The sequence below is a fragment of the Agromyces protaetiae genome (genome assembly GCF_030866785.1).
Taxonomy (GTDB): Bacteria; Actinomycetota; Actinomycetes; order Actinomycetales; family Microbacteriaceae; genus Agromyces; species Agromyces silvae.
In genome coordinates this window covers 3,610,746-3,626,985 of sequence record NZ_CP133018.1, presented here as the reverse complement: position 1 = coordinate 3,626,985, position 16,240 = coordinate 3,610,746, and the positions used below count along the sequence as shown (strand labels likewise).

At 71.0% G+C, this 16,240-nt stretch carries 15 protein-coding genes; 11 read left to right on the top strand and 4 right to left on the bottom strand.

Annotated elements, in window-relative coordinates; genetic code table 11:
- Window positions 1-87: 87 nt before the first annotated feature.
- Genes dctP through QU602_RS16535 form a run of 4 tightly spaced genes read left to right on the top strand, consistent with a single transcriptional unit; the run spans window position 88 to window position 4,219 of the window.
- Window positions 88-1,113, top strand: a complete 1,026-nt coding sequence (gene dctP, locus QU602_RS16550; protein WP_308797553.1) for a TRAP transporter substrate-binding protein DctP — start codon at window positions 88-90, stop codon at window positions 1,111-1,113.
- A gap of 23 nt (window positions 1,114-1,136) precedes the next feature.
- The gene (locus QU602_RS16545; RefSeq protein ID WP_308797552.1) at window positions 1,137-1,649 is read left to right on the top strand and encodes a TRAP transporter small permease; all 513 of its coding nucleotides are present in this window, start codon (window positions 1,137-1,139) and stop codon (window positions 1,647-1,649) included.
- A 2-nt stretch (window positions 1,650-1,651) separates the two neighbouring features.
- Window positions 1,652-3,085: a TRAP transporter large permease gene (locus tag QU602_RS16540; protein ID WP_308797551.1), complete on the top strand. Its 1,434-nt coding sequence runs from the start codon at window positions 1,652-1,654 to the stop codon at window positions 3,083-3,085.
- A 42-nt stretch (window positions 3,086-3,127) separates the two neighbouring features.
- Window positions 3,128-4,219 (top strand): zinc-binding dehydrogenase, encoded by a 1,092-nt coding sequence (locus tag QU602_RS16535; protein ID WP_308797550.1) that lies wholly within the window; start codon window positions 3,128-3,130, stop codon window positions 4,217-4,219.
- 13 nt (window positions 4,220-4,232) lie between these two features.
- On the opposite strand, the gene QU602_RS16530 is transcribed toward QU602_RS16535, so the two are convergent.
- Window positions 4,233-4,724 (bottom strand): CinA family protein, encoded by a 492-nt coding sequence (locus tag QU602_RS16530; protein ID WP_308797549.1) that lies wholly within the window; start codon window positions 4,722-4,724, stop codon window positions 4,233-4,235.
- 163 nt (window positions 4,725-4,887) lie between these two features.
- On the bottom strand, window positions 4,888-5,808 hold the full coding sequence (locus QU602_RS16525; protein WP_308797548.1) for a LysR family transcriptional regulator: 921 nt from the start codon (window positions 5,806-5,808) through the stop codon (window positions 4,888-4,890).
- A 138-nt stretch (window positions 5,809-5,946) separates the two neighbouring features.
- Here QU602_RS16525 and QU602_RS16520 point away from each other — a divergent pair, with 138 nt between their 5' ends.
- From QU602_RS16520 to QU602_RS16495, 6 genes are all read left to right on the top strand, one after another.
- On the top strand, window positions 5,947-6,078 hold the full coding sequence (locus tag QU602_RS16520; RefSeq protein WP_308797547.1) for a hypothetical protein: 132 nt from the start codon (window positions 5,947-5,949) through the stop codon (window positions 6,076-6,078).
- A gap of 198 nt (window positions 6,079-6,276) precedes the next feature.
- Window positions 6,277-7,005 (top strand): Type 1 glutamine amidotransferase-like domain-containing protein, encoded by a 729-nt coding sequence (locus QU602_RS16515; protein ID WP_308797546.1) that lies wholly within the window; start codon window positions 6,277-6,279, stop codon window positions 7,003-7,005.
- Window positions 7,002-8,360: an anaerobic C4-dicarboxylate transporter family protein gene (locus QU602_RS16510; protein WP_308797545.1), complete on the top strand. Its 1,359-nt coding sequence runs from the start codon at window positions 7,002-7,004 to the stop codon at window positions 8,358-8,360. Before QU602_RS16515 ends, QU602_RS16510 begins: the two co-directional genes overlap by 4 nt.
- Window positions 8,361-8,388: 28 nt before the next feature.
- Window positions 8,389-9,762 carry a threonine/serine exporter family protein gene (locus QU602_RS16505; protein WP_308797544.1) on the top strand — a complete coding sequence of 458 codons (1,374 nt, stop codon included), beginning with the start codon at window positions 8,389-8,391 and terminating at the stop codon, window positions 9,760-9,762.
- A gap of 55 nt (window positions 9,763-9,817) precedes the next feature.
- Window positions 9,818-10,387 carry an orotate phosphoribosyltransferase gene (gene pyrE, locus QU602_RS16500; RefSeq protein WP_308797543.1) on the top strand — a complete coding sequence of 190 codons (570 nt, stop codon included), beginning with the start codon at window positions 9,818-9,820 and terminating at the stop codon, window positions 10,385-10,387.
- Window positions 10,387-12,657: a hypothetical protein gene (locus QU602_RS16495; RefSeq protein ID WP_308797542.1), complete on the top strand. Its 2,271-nt coding sequence runs from the start codon at window positions 10,387-10,389 to the stop codon at window positions 12,655-12,657. Before pyrE ends, QU602_RS16495 begins: the two co-directional genes overlap by 1 nt.
- A 66-nt stretch (window positions 12,658-12,723) precedes the next feature.
- Here QU602_RS16495 and QU602_RS16490 read toward each other — a convergent pair whose 3' ends face one another.
- The gene (locus QU602_RS16490) at window positions 12,724-13,485 is read right to left on the bottom strand and encodes an amidohydrolase family protein (protein WP_308797541.1); all 762 of its coding nucleotides are present in this window, start codon (window positions 13,483-13,485) and stop codon (window positions 12,724-12,726) included.
- 32 nt (window positions 13,486-13,517) lie between these two features.
- Entirely contained in the window at window positions 13,518-14,498 is a 981-nt protein-coding gene (locus tag QU602_RS16485; RefSeq protein ID WP_308797540.1) for a Gfo/Idh/MocA family protein, read from the bottom strand.
- A gap of 79 nt (window positions 14,499-14,577) precedes the next feature.
- Between QU602_RS16485 and QU602_RS16480 the strand changes: the two genes are divergently transcribed.
- The gene (locus tag QU602_RS16480; RefSeq protein ID WP_308797539.1) at window positions 14,578-16,227 is read left to right on the top strand and encodes a hypothetical protein; all 1,650 of its coding nucleotides are present in this window, start codon (window positions 14,578-14,580) and stop codon (window positions 16,225-16,227) included.
- The last annotated feature ends 13 nt before the right edge of the window (window positions 16,228-16,240 follow it).

Below are 16,240 nucleotides of genomic sequence, written 5' to 3'. Positions count from 1 at the left end.
GGTGTTTGCAATTTCACCTGATTGTCATACGATCACTCGTGTTGCCGTAGAGGCAGTCCGAACTCTCACACCAAAGGAACGACAAAGATGTCCAGGAAGAACAGAGCTCGCACACTGGGTGTCGCCGCCTTCGCTGCGGCACTCACCATGACGATGACGGGCTGCCTCGGAGGCGGGGCCGGAGGCGGAGCGATGGCCGAGGGCGGCGAGGTCACGCTGCGTCTCGCGACCACGCAGACCAAGGATGCGCCCGAGAATCTCGGCCTGTGGCGGATCGTCGAGAAGCTCGAGGAAGACGCTCCCTGGATCACCATCGAGTACGTCGGTGGACCCGAGGCGATCACGCCGAACGACGCCGCCGAGAACGTGCAGAGCGGCGCGCTCGACCTCGCGAACGTCTCGAGCGCCTACTACACGCAGATCCTGCCGGAGGCCGAGGTCTTCGACCTCACCCCGAACCAGCCCGCCGAGGACCGGGAGAACGGTGCCCTCGACCTCATCAACGAGTGGCACGAGGAGGTCGGACTGCACGTCCTCGGAGCCACCATCTCCGACATGGCCTACATGCTGCACTTCGGCGACCGGTGGCCCGAGATCGACCTCGAGAATCCCGACCTGAGCGGGTGGCTCATGCGCGGCGGCCCGACGCAGCAGCCGATGCTCGAGGCGCTGGGCGCTGAGGTCGTGAACATGCCGGTCGGCGAGATCTACACGGCCATGGAGCGTGGCACCATCGACGGCTTCGCGGCCGGCAACACCGGGATGTACGCGCTCGGCATCGCCGAGCCCATCCAGGCGTCGTACCGTGCGCCGTACCTGACGATCCGCTACCCGCTGCTGATGAACCTCGACACCTGGAACTCGCTGGACGAGCGCTCGCAGGAGGCGCTGACCGACGCGGTCGCCGAGGTCGAGCGCGAGCTCCCCGAGATCTACGGCCCGATCATCGAGGAGGAGTACGCCCAATGGGAGAGCGAGGGCAAGGAACAGCTCCTTCCGACCGAGGCCGGCATCGAGCGATTCCAGCAGCAGGCGCGTGACATCGGCTGGGACCTCCTCGAGGCGCGCGTCCCGCGGGCCGCCGAGGTCCGGGCGTTCTACGAAGGCAACTGACGGGGAACGGCGACCTTCGCACCATGACACGACTCATCAAGGCGGTGACGGTGGCGAGCGCTACGCTCGCCGCCGTCACGCTCGCCTACATCGCCGTCGCCACGATCGGAGGGGTGGTGTTGCGGTACGTCTTCCGGCAGCCCAACCGCTTCCTGTTCGAATCCACGGAGTTCGCGCTCGCGCTCACCGTCTTCCTCGCCCTGGGGTATGTCGCGCTGCGCGATCGGAACGTGCGAGTCGACCTCATCCCGCCGCGGTTCTCGCGTGCGCGCCACGTCGCCGACGTCTTCTCGCGCTTCGGCACCTCGGTCATCGCCGCGGCCCTCGCCTGGTTCGCGGTGCAGATGCTCGCGCGCGACCTGTCCACCGGGATCAAGATGGGCTCGACGTTCGGACTGCCCAGATGGGTCCTCATGCTCGCGCTCTTCATCGGACTCGTGCTGCTGGCCGCGAACGAGCTGTTGAGCGGCATCCAGCGCGCTCGGCAGGCTCGCGACGCGGTGCCCGCCGTGGCGATGGAAGCGGGGGGTGAGTGAGCATGGGCGGACTCGACCCCATGGGCTGGCTGGTGCTCTTCGTCGCGGGCCTCGCGATCATGCTCTCGCTGCGGTTCCCCGTCGCGATCGCCCTCCTCGTCGTGTCGGCGATCGGCGCCGTCATCCTCTACGGATTCGGACCGGGCATCGAGATGACCGTCGTCTCGATGGTGTCGGGCCTCGCGACCTTCACCCTGACGGCGATTCCGATGTTCATCCTCATGGGTGAGCTCTTCTTCCGATCCGGGCTCGCCTTCGACGCCATCGCCGCGGTGGAGCGCGGGCTGAAACGACTGCCCGGCCGTCTCGCGTTCATCTCCGTCGGCATGGGCGCCCTCCTCGGCGTCCTCTCCGGGTCCGTTATGGCGTCCACGGCGATGCTGGGCGGGACCCTCGTGCCCGAGATGGCGCGTCGTGGCTACTCGCCCAGGCTCGCGGTGGGATCGGTGCTGGGCTCCGGCGGGCTCGCGATGATCCTGCCGCCGAGCACGGTCGTCATCGTGTGGGGCGCGACCGCGGGCGTTCCCGTCGGTCCGCTGCTCATCGCCGGAATCCTGCCGGGCATCGCGATGGCGATCGGCTACGCCATCGTCGTCGCCGTGTGGGCGTACTTCTTCGGCGGCGCCGAACGCCCCAGCCGTCGGGCGGGCGCATCGCTGCGCCCGTCGGCACCGGGCGGGCCGGCGCCGGCCGGCGAGGCATCCGGGGCTCCCGGTGGCGCGCTCCTGACGCGGGCGAAGACGACCGCGGCCGCGCTGGCTACCGCGAGCTCGCCCGCGGAGAAGCAGGGCTCGCTCGTGAGCCTCTTCGGGATGCTGACGATCATCGTCGGCGTGCTGCTCCTGATCCTGTTCGGCATCGCCACACCGACCGAGGCCGCGGCCGTCGCCGTGGGTGCGACGGTGCTGCTGCTGGTCGTCTTCCGGCGGCTCACGCGCGCCGTGCTCGTCGAGGCCTTCAAGCACACCCTCCTCGCAACCGGGATGATCTTCCTGATCATCGCGAGCGCCGCGATCTACGGGCGGGTGCTGGCGGGCAGCGGCAGTGTCACGGCATTCGTGGAGTTCATCACGGGCCTCACGGGCAACCCGACGCTGTTGCTGGTCATCATGCTGGTGATCGTGATCATCCTGGGCCTGTTCCTGGAGTCGATCGCCATCGTGCTGCTCACCATCCCCCTGTTCATGCCGATCGTGGCGGTGGCCGGCTTCGACCCGATCTGGTTCGGCATCATCATGATCGTCGCCATCCAGATCGGCACGGTGACACCGCCGTTCGGGATGTCCCTGTTCGTGATCAGGCAGTACGCGCCCACCTCGATGACGATGGGGGACATCTACAAGAGCGCACTCCCGTTCATCGCCTCGGACCTGCTCGTGATCGCGATACTGATCGCGGTGCCCGGCATCGTCACGCTGCTGCCGAGTCTGATGTGACCGGGCCGGGCGGCATGCATCCATTCATCACCAGGAGGAACCATGGCTAACGCTTCCGGCACGCTCGCGTACATGACCGAACCGGGCCGGCTCGAGCTCCGTTCGTACGACGTGCCCGAGCCCGCCCCCGGGGCCATCGTGATGCGCGTCCTGCGGGCGAACGTGTGCGGCTCGGAGCTGCACATCTGGAACGGCAAGCACCCGCAGAAGAAGAGCGGAGGCCTCGGTCACGAGATGGTCGGCGTCGTCGTGGCGCTCGGCGACGGCCGGACGGTCGACAATGCCGGGGAGCCTCTGCAGGTCGGCGACCGCATCGTCGCGCCCTACTTCCAGACCTGCGAGCGGTGCTTCCACTGCGTGCGCGGCGAGTGGAACCTGTGCGACAACGCGTACGAGCACTACACGAAGAGCCCGGACGAGTGGCCGCACTTCCACACGTCGTACGCCACGCACTACTACATCGCGCCGCGCCAGTACGTGTACAAGGTGCGCGAGGACCTGCCGGACGGCGTCGCCGCATCGGCGAACTGCGCGTTGGCCCAGGTGCTCTTCGGCCTCGATCAGGTCGGCTTCCGCCCCGACGAGACCGTGATGATCCAGGGCGCCGGCGGCCTCGGGCTGTACGCGACCGCCATCCTCGCGCACCGGGGCAACCGTGTCATCGTCGTCGACGGCGTCGCCTCCCGCCTCGAACTCGCGAAGCGGTTCGGCGCTCACGAGACGATCGACATCCAGCGCGTGCCCGACTCGGAGGAGCGCCGCAGCAAGGTGCTCGACCTCACCGGAGGACGCGGTCCCGACGGCGCGGTCGAACTCACCGGGGTGCCCGCCGCCTTCGCCGAGGGCCTCACCACCCTCCGGCGCGGCGGAACCTACCTCGTCATGGGCAACCTGTCGCCCGGGACGACGGTGGACTACGACCCGGGTCTGTCGACACGGCGTGCGCTCACGGTCCGTCACGTCGACCGGTACGAACCGCGGTACCTGCGTACGGCGCTGGCCTTCCTCGAGGAGACGATCGACCTACTGCCGTACGACGCGCTCGTCGACGCCACGTTCCCGATCGAGGGGATCGAGGATGCGCTGAACGCCTCCGCCCGACGCGAGGTCACCCGCGCCGCGATCATCCCCTGACGAACGCAGCTCGCTAGTCGACCGACGCGGTCGCCTCGAGCGCGTGCCGGAGCAGCGCGAGGGCGGCTCCGACGGTCTCGTGCACGACCTCGGCGGGGTCGCCCACGAACACGTGGTGCGCCTCGAAGACCTCGCCGTGCACCTGCGCGGCGGCGAACACGGTGCCCTCGGGCTCGCCCTCGGTCGGGCCGGGGCCTCCGACGCCCGTGACCGCGACCGAGGCATCCGCCCCCAGAAGCCTCGCGACGCCCAGCGCGAGCTCGCGCGCGCACTCGGCCGACGTGACCTGCTCGGCGGTCACGCCGAGCACCTCGCGCTTGACCTCCTCTGAGTAGGCGGCGACGCCGCCTCGATACCAGTCGGATGCCTCGGGCGCGGCCCCGAGCGCGACCGAGATAGCCCCCGCCGTCAGCGACTCGGCCGTGGCGACCGTCAACCCGAGCTGCGTGACGCGCTCGGCGATCTCCGCCGCATCCTCGGCGTACTCCTCTGCCGGATCCTGCATGTTGCTCCCTCGTGCGCGAGATTGTGTGTGGGAAACGCGAGATTGTGTGTGGGAAGTCGGAAAGTGGGTTGGAAGGCACTCCGGGGCGACTTCCAACCCACTATCCGACTTCCAACGTGTTCTCAGTCTGGCCGGTCCGGCCGACGACAGGACGGGCTTGCGGTCAGGTGCGAGCGCCGAACTGCTCGGTGAGGCGGGCGGCGTGCGCGACCAGCACGTCGAGCACGGTGCGAACGGCGAGCCGCTCGGCGACGTCGGGCCGCACGAGTGCCACGATCTGCCGGACCGCGCTGAGCCCGCGCACCGGTTTCAGCACGATGCCCTCGGGCACCGAGCCCGACGTGTACCGCGGGACGAAGCCGATGCCGAGCCCGGCCTGGATGAATGCCTCGACGATGCGCATGTCGCTGAATCGCTGCGCGATGTGCACGCGACGCCCCGCCTGCTGTTCGACGGCGTGCTCGAGCCGCTCGAACGGATAGCCCGCCGGCACGCCGAGCCATTGCTCATCGGCGACGTCGTCGGCGGTCACGTAGGTGCGCTCGGCCAGGCGATGGTCGGTCGGGAGTCCGATGTCGAGCGGCTCGGTGAACAGCGGGATCACGGTCAGTCCTCGGCCGCCCCATGGCAGCTCGCCGGGCATGGTGTACGCCAGCACGATGTCGTGATCGTTCGTGAGATCGGCGAACTCGCTGAGCTCGGCGTCGGAGTCGGTCGCGCGCACGACGAGGCCCGGGATGCTCGCGATCTCCAGCAGGACGCCGGGGAGCACCGCGGCGCCCATGGTCGGAAAGGTGAGCAGCGTGACCTCACCGCTCGGGTGGTTCCGGAACTCGTCCCAGAGGGCCGAGGCGCGCTCGAGCGCGACCGCGACATCGGCCGCGCTCCGCGCGAGCGCTTGGCCGGCACCGGTCAAGGCGATGCCCCGGCCGCTGCGTTGGGTGAGCGGCATGCCGGCCTCGCGTTCGAGGATCTTGAGCTGCTGGGAGACGGCCGACGGTGTGCGCCCGGTCGCGTCGGCGACGGCCGTCACACTGCCCCGTTCGGACAGCTCCCGCAGCAGGTCGAGGCGTCGCACATCCATGTAGCCAGGCTACATCGTCGCTGTAGAACTGTTCGATTGTGCTGCACGGTCTTTCGCGGTTCAATAGAAGTGTCGAACACGGGCAATGGGGCCATCGTCGCTCGATCAGCTCCCCTTCGCGCTCTGAAAGGAAACACCGTGTTCTCGTCCATCGTCCTCCTCGGCATCTTCGGCGTCATCGCCGCGTTCGGCGTCGTCAGCTCCGTGGTCATGACCACGCGCGACGGATACCGCCGCGTGCCGAAGGAGACGTTCGCGCGCACCGTCTAGGTCGCGCGATCCGGGGCTCGGTCGCCCCGTCAACGCAGGGCCGCCGCGCGGGGGAGGGACACCCCGCGGGGCGGCCCTTCGCTGTGTCCGCGTGGGCGCGTCGAGCTGAACCGGAAGACCGCTCGACTTTTCGTCGCTCCCGGGTCTAGCTTGGCCTCACACAGGGTCGGGGACCGAGGGGGAACGATGGCGCACGTCGTGGCAACCGGAGCAGGCAAGGCGATGATGGAGCGTCGGTCGGATCCGACGCACGACTACATTCTCGAACTCACCGGCAAGGCGCGACCCCGGGTGCTCTTCGTCGGCACCGCGACCGGAGACGACGCGGCGTACATCGTGAGCTTCTACCGGACCTACGACTCCGACCGCGCTGCACCGCACCATCTCACGCTGTTCCATCGCGACATCGACGATCTCGCGGGCTTGGTCCGCGGGTTCGACGTGATCCATGTCGGCGGCGGCAACACCGCGAACATGCTCGACGTCTGGAAGCGGCAGGGGCTCGACGAGATACTCCGCGGCATGTGGCGGGATCCCGACTCGAACGTCGTGTTCGCGGGCGGCTCCGCCGGAGGCATCTGCTGGTTCGAGGGCGGCACGACCGACAGTTACGGTCCCACCCTGCAGGTGCTTCCGGAGGGCCTCGGATTCCTCGCCGGGAGCTTCTGCCCGCACTACGACGCCGAAGACCAACGACGCCCGCTCTACCACCGGGCGCTCATCGACGGCTCGTTGCCGGCAGGCTATGCGGTGGGCAATCTGCAGTCGCTGCACTTCGACGGCGACCGGCTCGTCACGGCGATCAGCCCGGTCGACGACCCGCTCGCACTCCGGGTCGAGGCCCGCGACGGGCAGATCGTCGAGGCCCCGTTGCCGGTGCGCGTCCTGGCGGCACCCGCCCCCATCGTCGCGGGGCCGAGCGCATGAACGACAACGTCTGGATCCTGTTCGCCGAACTCCTGGTCGTGATCCTCGCGATCTACATGGGCACGCGCACGAGCGGCATCGGTCTCGGTGTGTGGGGGCTCGTCGGCGTCGCGGTGCTGGTCTTCGGCTTCGGGGAGGCGCCGGGAAACGCGCCCGTCGACGCCGTGTTCATCGTCATCACGGTGATCACCGCCGCATCCGTCATGCAGGCGGCCGGCGGCATCGACTGGATGGTCTCGGTCGCCGCGAAGGTGATCCGTCGACGGCCGAAGTCGGTCGTGTTCCTCGCGCCCGCCATGTCGTTCCTGTTCACGGTCGGCGCTGGCACGGGCAATATCTTCTACCCGTTGCTCCCGGTCATCTACGACGTGTCGTACCAGCAGAAGATCCGCCCGGAGCGGGCGCTGTCGGTCTCGGCGGTCGCGTCGCAGGTGGGCATCCTGTGCTCGCCCGTGTCCGCCGCGACCGCCTCCATGGTCGTGCTGCTCGCGCCCGAGGGCGTCGACCTCGGCAAGCTGCTGCTCATCATGTGGCCCGCGTCGATCGCCGGCCTGCTGGTGGCCTCGCTGATCATGGTCCGCCACGGCAAAGACCTCGAGGACGACCCCGAGTTCCAGCGCCGGCTCGCGGAGCATCTCGTGAAGCCTCCGGCCGAAGACGCGCACGAGCAGAAGCTGCCGCGCAGCGCGGTGCTCTCGGCGTCGCTGTTCCTCGCCGGGGTCGGCGTGATCGTGATCTTCGGTCTCTTCGAAGGGCTCCGGCCGATCATCGGCACCGACGACGACGGCGACCCCGTACGGGTGTCGGTCACGGTCATCATCGAGGTCATCATGGGCGTCATCGCGGCGCTCATCTTCCTGACCTGCAAGGTCAAGGCATCGGATGTCCCGAAGCAGTCGACGTTCCCCGCCGGCATGGTCGGCGCGATCGCGCTGTTCGGCATCGCGTGGCTCGCGAACACGTTCGTCGCGGCGAACAACCAGCTCATCGTCGACGGGCTCGGGGCGCTCGTGTCGGGCTCCTCGGCGTTCCTGGGTGCGCTGCTCTTCGCGCTCGCGCTGTTCCTCGTCGCCGCGCTCACGACCAGCCAGTCGAGCGCCACGAACGCGATCGTGCCGATCGGCATCACCATCGGCCTGCCGGCGTCGCTGCTCGTCGGGCTCTGGCCGAGTGCGATGGGCATCTACACGCTGCCCGCCAACGGCAGCCAGGTCGCGACCGTCGCGTTCGACCAGACGGGTACCACCCGCATGGGCAAGTTCGTCGTCGATCACTCCTTCCAGCTCCCGAACCTCGTGTACATCGTCGTCGCGATCATCGTCGGGGTGCTGCTCTCGCTCGTGGTCGTGGCGTGACGCGGGTGGCCGGTCGATGGGTGCGGGGGTGACCGCGGACGACGACTCGGCAGTGCTCCGCAGCTTCCTCCTGGGGCTCGCGGAGGCGCTGAATGCGGCGTCCGAGTCGGTGGACCGGATCCGCGACATCATGAACGAGGTGTCGCGTGCGTACGGGCGGGACGACACCGATTTCGTGGTGCTGCCGACGGCCATCGTGATCGAGACCGGCAGCGGCCCGTCCGCCCATGTCGCCCTGCGGTCGTCGGCTGTCGCCACGTTCAGATTCGATCAGATCGCGGCGCTCTACCAGCTCGTCGGCGAGGCCCGCTCGGCGTCGGTCGACCCGGCCGATGCGATCCGCCGGCTCAATGAGATCGGCGCGATGCGGCCGGGCCAGCCGTGGCCCGTGCGGGTGTTCGGGCATGCGCTGTTGACCGCGGGTCTCGCCCTGCTGCTCACCCCGACGTGGCAGGGCGCACTGGTCGCGTTCGGCCTCGGCGCGGTGCTGGGGCTCGCCAAGCTCATCCGCTCGCCGACCCTGCAACTCGTCTTCCCCGTCGTCGCGGCCTTCGGGTCGGCGCTGGCGGTCTTCCTGATCGCCCCGTACGTGCCTGTGGGGGACCCGCTCCGCCTGCTCATCGCGCCCCTCGCGACGTTCCTGCCCGGCGGGGTGCTCACGACCGCGACGATGGAACTCGCGGCCGGACAGATGATCGCGGGCGCGTCACGGCTCGTCACGGGTCTCGTCCAGCTCGGACTGCTCGCCTTCGGCATTCTCGCCGCCGGCACCATCCTCGGCGTCGGCGCCGAGAGCTATGTGCCGCTCGACCAGGCCGAACGGCTTCCATGGTGGGCCGCGCTCGGCGGGGTGCTGCTGTTCGCGGTGGGGAACTTCCTGCATTTCTCCGCCCCGAGGCGGACGTTCGGGTGGGTGCTGCTCGCCCTCGTCGTCGCGTATGCGGGGCAATCGGTCGGCCAGCTCGTGGCGGGCCCGACCGTGAGCGGGTTCATCGGCGCGCTCGCGGTCACGCCGCTCGTGCTCTGGGTGTCGTCGTTGCGGCATGGCGCGCCGTCGCAGCTCACGTTCCTGCCCGCCTTCTGGTTGCTCGTGCCGGGAGCGGCCGGTCTCGTGGGTCTCACCGAGGTCGTCGGCGCCGACGGCGGCGCCGACGACTTCGCGGCGGCGCTCACGTCGGTCATGTCGATCGCGCTCGGCGTCTTGCTCGGGACCGCGCTGTACCGATTCGTGCATCGCGGGGCGGAAGAGATCGCCGCGTTCCACATCGAGATGCCGGCCAGGGTGGTCGAGGCGGTCCGGCCGTCGTTCTGGGCGCGGCTCGTGCATCGGGTCGGCGGGGCCCGGCGAGACACCGACCCGTCCGCGCCGCGGGCCACGGCGCCCGAGGGGGTAACGGAATGAGCCGTGTGGCCCTCGCCTGCCACGCACGGCGCGGTTCGACCAATACACTCGGGGGGTGACCCCGCACGACACCCAGGCCGCCGACGTGCGCCGCCGGCTCATCGACCACATCGCCGCGGACGCGGTCTTCCATGGTGACTTCACGCTCACCAGCGGCAAGCAGGCGAGCTACTACGTCGACCTGCGCAAGGTCAGCCTCGACCACCGGGTCGCTCCGCTGATCGGGCAGGTGATGCTCGACCTCATCGCCGACGTGCCGGGTGTGACCGCGGTCGGCGGGCTCACGATGGGCGCCGACCCGATCGCCACCGCGGTGCTGCACCAGGGCGCCGCGCGCGGGCTCGCCTATGACGCGTTCGTCGTGCGCAAGGAACCGAAGGACCACGGCCGGGGCAAGCAGGTCGAGGGGCCGGATGTCTCGGGCAAGCGCGTCATCGTGCTCGAGGACACCTCCACCACGGGCGGATCCCCCATCAAGGCGATCGCCGCCCTGCGGGCCGCCGGGGCCGAGGTCGCCGCCGTCGCGGTCGTCGTCGACCGCGCAACGGGCGCGCGCGAGATCATCGAGGCGGAGGGCGTGCCCTACCTCGCCGCGATCGGACTGGACGACCTGGGACTCGCCTGATGCGCGGGGGACGAGACGGGCAGGACGAGCCCGACGAGCGCGACGGCGCCGACTGGCTGCTCGGTGAGCTTGCCGGCGAGGACGACGACGAACCCGCGGCGTCCCCGCCAGCCGATTCGCAGGCGTCACCCCCCGAACCGGCCGACCTTTCGACCCCGGAACCGGCGGCCTGGTCGTCGCGACGGGAACGTCGTGACGAGGGCGACGACTGGTTCTCGGTCGCGCCGGCCCCGCGCCCGGTGCACGACGGGACGGTCCCCGGGTCGAGCGCCGACCGCCCGGCGTTCGCGGGCACGGACGACGGCGCTGGCGCAGGCGCAGGCGCAGGCGCAGGCGAGGATGCCGCAGCGACGGCCCGCGAGGGCGAGCACGCCGGCGTCCCCGGGCCGGTCACGCCGACCGCGCCGTTCGCCCTGACCTGGGGCGATCAGGTGGGCGGAGCCGACACCCCGGTCGCGCCGTTCGCGCCCCCGCGTGCCGCCAGGCGTTCGTTCACGCCGCCGTTCGATGACGCCGAGTCGGCCGGTGTGCCGCTCGGCGGTGTCGACGGCGCGGGCGCTTCGGGCGCGGCGGCTGCCGCTGCACCGCCGAGCCCCGCGGAGCCGCCCGCCGCGGCCGACGGCGTGCCGGCGCCGGTGGGTTCTGCCGAACCGACCGAACCTGCGCCTGCCGATGCGCCGAGGCCTGCCGTTCCGCCGTCGGTACAGCCGGTCGTGGAGCCCGCTGAGCCGAGCGGTGCGCCGCCCGTCGACGACTACGGCGCGGCGCTGTGGTCTGCCCTCACCGAACCGGACGGGCCGGTCACGCCGGCCGAGCCCGCGGCGGCACCGGGCGCGAGCCGGGATGGCGTGGCACCGGCCGTTCCGGCCGCTCCGGCCGCTGCGTCCGCGGGAGCCGGGGTGTTCGGCGCCCCGGGCGACGCTGCAGAGACGGGGGCCGGGGCCGAGGCATCCGAAACCGTGCCGGGCGAGCCCGGCATGCAGCGGCCGCGTCCGCCGTTCCCGGCGTTCGCGAGAGCCCGTTGGGGAGAACCTGCACGCCCGCCGGAGGGCGAACCGGTCGAGGACCTGCTCGGCACGCCCGCCGGAGACGCGCCGGGTGCCCCGGCGCCGCGCGCCGAGGCGGCGAGCGGAGTCGACGCGAGCCGTGCCGACGACCCCGACCGCGACGAGGTGGAAGACACCGGCCCGCAGGGCGGGTTCGTCTGGAACCTCACGCCGGACCCGAACGCAGCTGATCCGAGGGTGGCCGACGACCGCTCGCGTCGCGGGGCGCGGGCACCCGAACCAGAGCCGATCGTGGCAGCGCCGGTCGAAGCAGAGCCCGCCCAGCCCGAGTCGGCGCAGCCCGAGCCGGTGCAGCCCGAGCCGGCGCAGCCCGAGCCGGTGCAGCCCGAGCCGGCGCAGCCGCCCACGCCCGAGACCGTCGAGCCCGAACCGGTCGAGCCCGAAGCGACGCACGACGCCGCTGCGCCCACCTCGCAGGCGCCCGCGGTGGCGCCGCCCGCGCCCACACCGACCGCGGTGTTTCCGACCACGGCGCGGCCCGAGGCATCCGCCGCGCCCACCGCACCCGAGACCCAGCGCACGGTCGCGATGACCGCTGCGGGAGCGCAGCCTGCTGCGCGCGGTCCGCGCCCGGCCGTCGCGCCGGGCGGAGCGGGCGGGTCCGGCGGCGGCCCGCGTCGTCCCGGCACGGGCGGCTCGCGCCGCCGCACGCGAACCCTGCTCTGGATCGGTGGCGGCCTCGTCGTCGCGTTGGTCCTCGCCGGGCTCTACCTGCTCGGCACGCAGCTCGCCGGCGGCGGCGAGGCCGAGACGCCGGTCGCGACGCCCGAGCCGACCGCGGAGCCCACGCCCACGCCCGAGCCGACCGGACCGCAGCCCGCAGGCGTTCACGCATGGGACACCCTCTTCGGCGGCGAATGCCTCGACGGCTTCACGTCGCCGTGGGCCGAGGAGTTCACGGTCGTGGATTGCGCCGCGCCGCACGCGGCACAGCTCGTGCTCCGCGGCGAGCTGCCCGAGGACGCCGCGGCGCCGTTCCCCGGTGAGGCCGAGATCGGGTCGCGCATGAACCTGCTGTGCACCGCACCGGGCGTGATCGAGGTCGGGGCCGCCTCCGGCGTCAACGACCTGCAGGTCCAGGGCTCCTACCCGGTCACCGAGGAGCAGTGGGCCGAGGGCGAGCGCACCTACTACTGCTTCGTCAACCGGGCGGGCGGGGAGCCGCTGACGGGGTCGCTGCAAGGGCCGGGTCCAGCGGCCTGAGTCGCCTGGTCGGGGTGCTCGGGGCGCCGCGCCGCGGCCCGAGCACCCCGCGAGGCGTCGGGGCGCTCAGCTCTGGAGAAGGTCGCCGAGCGCATCGCCGAGTATCGCGTCGAGGTGGTCGCCGGCGACGCTCGGCAGCCAGTCGGGGAGCTGCATCGAATCCGGGGCGACGTCGAGCACCGGGGAGAAGTCGCTGCCCCAGTGCACCCGTCCGGGACCGAAGGCCTCGATGAGGCGCTCGGCCGGCTCGCGAGCACCCGCGTGGCCGAGCGTCGGATCGATCGCATACAGCCCCGAGAGCTTCACATGCACCCGGGCGTCCGCGGCCAGCGCGACGAGGGCGTCGACGTTCCCGTCGGCACCGGGGAGGCCGAGATGCGAGACCAGCACGGGAACCTCTGGGAGGAGGCGGAGCCCGTCCGCCAGGCCGTCGAGATCGGCCATCCCCACGTTGACGCTCAGCACCCCGCCGCCGCGCCCGAGTGCCGCGAGATGCTGGTGCGGCCACCGGCGGAACGCGTGCCGGTCGAGGTAGACCGCCCAGCCCGCGTATCCCATGTCGAGACCGTCATGCAGGAGCATCGCGTCCGGCGGCCCCTGAGTCTCCAGGAAGGCGAGTGGCCGGAGCCAGGGCCGGGTCCGCGACAACTCGAGGATCTCGGCGTTGTTCCCCCTGTGTCCGTCGCGTTCGTAGCCGACGACGAGCGCCTCGACGACGCCGGCGTCCGTGCGCGCGCGGTCGTACGTGTCGACCTCGTCGTGCCCCTCCAGCGCTGCCGAGAAGCCGGTGCGCCGCGAGAGGTGCACGTGGGCGTCGCGCCGAGTCATCCCACCGCTCCGAGTCATCCCGCTGCTCCGAGTCATCCCGCCGCTCCGGCCTGCACCACACGCTCGGCGACCCGGATCGCGTCGATCGCCTCCTCCAGCGTGATGACGTCGGAGGGTTCGCCCAGACGCACGCGTTCGAGGAAGTGATCGATCTCCGTGGCGAGCGCGCCGCCGCCGGAGGCGGGCGTGAACTCGTCGTCGAGCGGGGCGGATCCGGGATTGGTCACACGTGGCGTCAGATCGAGCTGGAGCATGCCGTCGGTTCCGTAGATCTCGACCCGGTCCGGGACCGCGGCACCCTCCGCGGGCGACCAGGTGTTGACGAGCCGGATGGCGATCCCCGACTCGGTCTCGAGGTCGCTGAACACGGCGACGGGCTGGTTGCGGCCCGGCGCGTGTCGCTCGGTCGAGCGAACGCTCACCACCGGTTCGCCGGTGAGCCAGAGCGCCATGTCGATGTCGTGGATGCCGGTCAGGAGCACCGGATGCTCGTCCGGGTAGCGCGCATCGTGGTCGCGCGTGCGGTGTTTGGTGAAGCTCATGCCGACCGGTCGCCCGACCTCGCCCGACCGGACCCGGGCGCGAAGCTCACGGTACGCCGTGCTGAACCGGAGGATGTGCCCGGGAAGCACGAAGGCGGACGACGCTCGCTCGGCCTCGATCAGCCGATGCCCGTCGTCCGCTGTGAGGGCGACGGGCTTCTCGACGAGCGCCGGGATGCCGGCCCCGAGTACGCGCTCGGCGGTCTCGACGTGCGCCCACCCGGGGTTGACGATGGACACCGCGTCGGGGCGGGCGTCGGGGCGGGCGTCGAGCAGCGCGGCGAGATCGGCGAACGCCTCGCACTCGAACTCACGTGCGACCTCCCCGGCGAGTCCGACGTCGGGGTCCACGACGGCCACGAGCCGGCAGTCGGTGCGTCTCGCGTACCGCCTGGCGTGTTCGCGGCCGAAACGGCCGACGCCGACGACGGCGACGCGAAGCAGGTCGGGCCGCGCTCCGTTCTCGCTCATCGAGCCTCCACTTGCGTTCGGTATGAAAATCATCGTTTGATATGTCGAACCGCGCAAGTGTGATCGGGAGGAGCGAGCGATGACGATTCGACTTGAGGGCCGGGTGGGATTGGTCGGTGGGCGGGACCACCCCCACGCCGCGAGGAGGCTGCGAGCGGGGACGTCACGCATCGACTGGGTCGACCTGGAGCACCCCGACCGTGCCGAGTATCCGGTGCTCGAGCTCACAACGGCGGCGGAGATCCCCGAGGGTGCCTTCGATCTCGTGGCCTCCGTCGATCCGGTGCGGGTCGAGATCGCGGGAGGGCCGTTCTCCGGGGTGATCGGAGGCGTCGAACGGCTCCTCGATCGTCACGCCGTGCGTGGCGGGCTCGAGGTCGAGCCGGGGCGCACGGAGGACCGCCCGGCGCTGCCGCACCGCACATTCTGGACCTGGGACCACTCCTCGAACTGGGACCTCGGCCAGATCGGTGTCCAGGAGACCGGGGTGTTCAATCCATACGGCAAGCCGCCGGGCGGATTCCTCAACGACTACCGCGCGATGGTCGACTTCTGCAGCCGGAACCGCATCGGAGCGATCGTCGTCTACGGGTTCCTCCGCGACGCCCACGGCGGGGTCGACGCCGCGGCCGAGCTGTGCCGCTATGCGAAGGAACGGGGTGTCCGGATCGTCCCCGGCATCGCGATCGGCGCGTACGGCGGGGTCTACTGGGACGGCGATCACCCCGCGAACCTGTCGACCTGGCTCCGTGAGCACCCCGAACATGCGGCGAGCCTGCACGGGGGCGTGGGGTTCTCGATCGACGACCTCGGGTTCCCGCTCTCGTTCCCGCGGAGCGACTACACGCAGGCCGCATGCCCGTCACGCCCCGAGACGCTCTCTTGGATGCGCGACAGCGTCGAGTGGCTCGCCGAGACGTTCGAGATCGGCGGCATCAACATCGAGAGCGGTGATTACGGGGTGTGCGGCTGCGACCGCTGCCTGCGTCGGCGCGGCGCGGCGACCGGAGACGGCGGGGAGACCTGGTCTCACGACGATCTCGCCGAGAACTTCCCGCCGCTCGAGGCCGCGGCGCGCGCGGTCCGTGACGACCTCTGGATCACCTGCGAGCTGCAGTGGGACAACGTGCTCGACCCCGACGAGCACCGACACGAGGGGCTCCCGCCGCGTGCGATCTACCAGCACACGGCCAACCGCAGCTACCTCGACCGGCTGCGTCACGAGCTCACGGCCGAGCGGATCGCCGCTCTGCCGTACCCGGTCAGCGCGCTTCGTCTGCACCTCGGCTCGCAGTGGAACGGCGACGAGCGCACCGAGCGGCACGCCTTCATCGGGCGGGACATCGCCGATGCGGCCCGGGTCGCCGCGCGGTCGGGCATGCAGGGGCTCACGATCTGGGGCGAGGCGTCGCCCTACACGGGAGCCAATGAGCTCAACTACCTCGCCTTCGCCTATTTCGGCACGACGCCGGACCGCGATTGGGCGGGATTCCGGGCCGAGGTCGTCGACCCGCTGCTCGGCGGGGAGACGGCGGCCGACGAGTATCTCGCGATCACCGACGTCCTGCAGGGCGATCCGTTGGCGCCGTCAGAGGCCGACGCGCTGGTCGCCCGCGTACGGGCCGGCGCGGCGGATGCGCCGGCGGGCGGCGCTGCGGACCGCTGGTGGCGACTCGCCGACCGAGTGGACCGGAACCGTTTCGCTCGGGACTCTCGTTCGATACAGTGAACAACAGTTGATT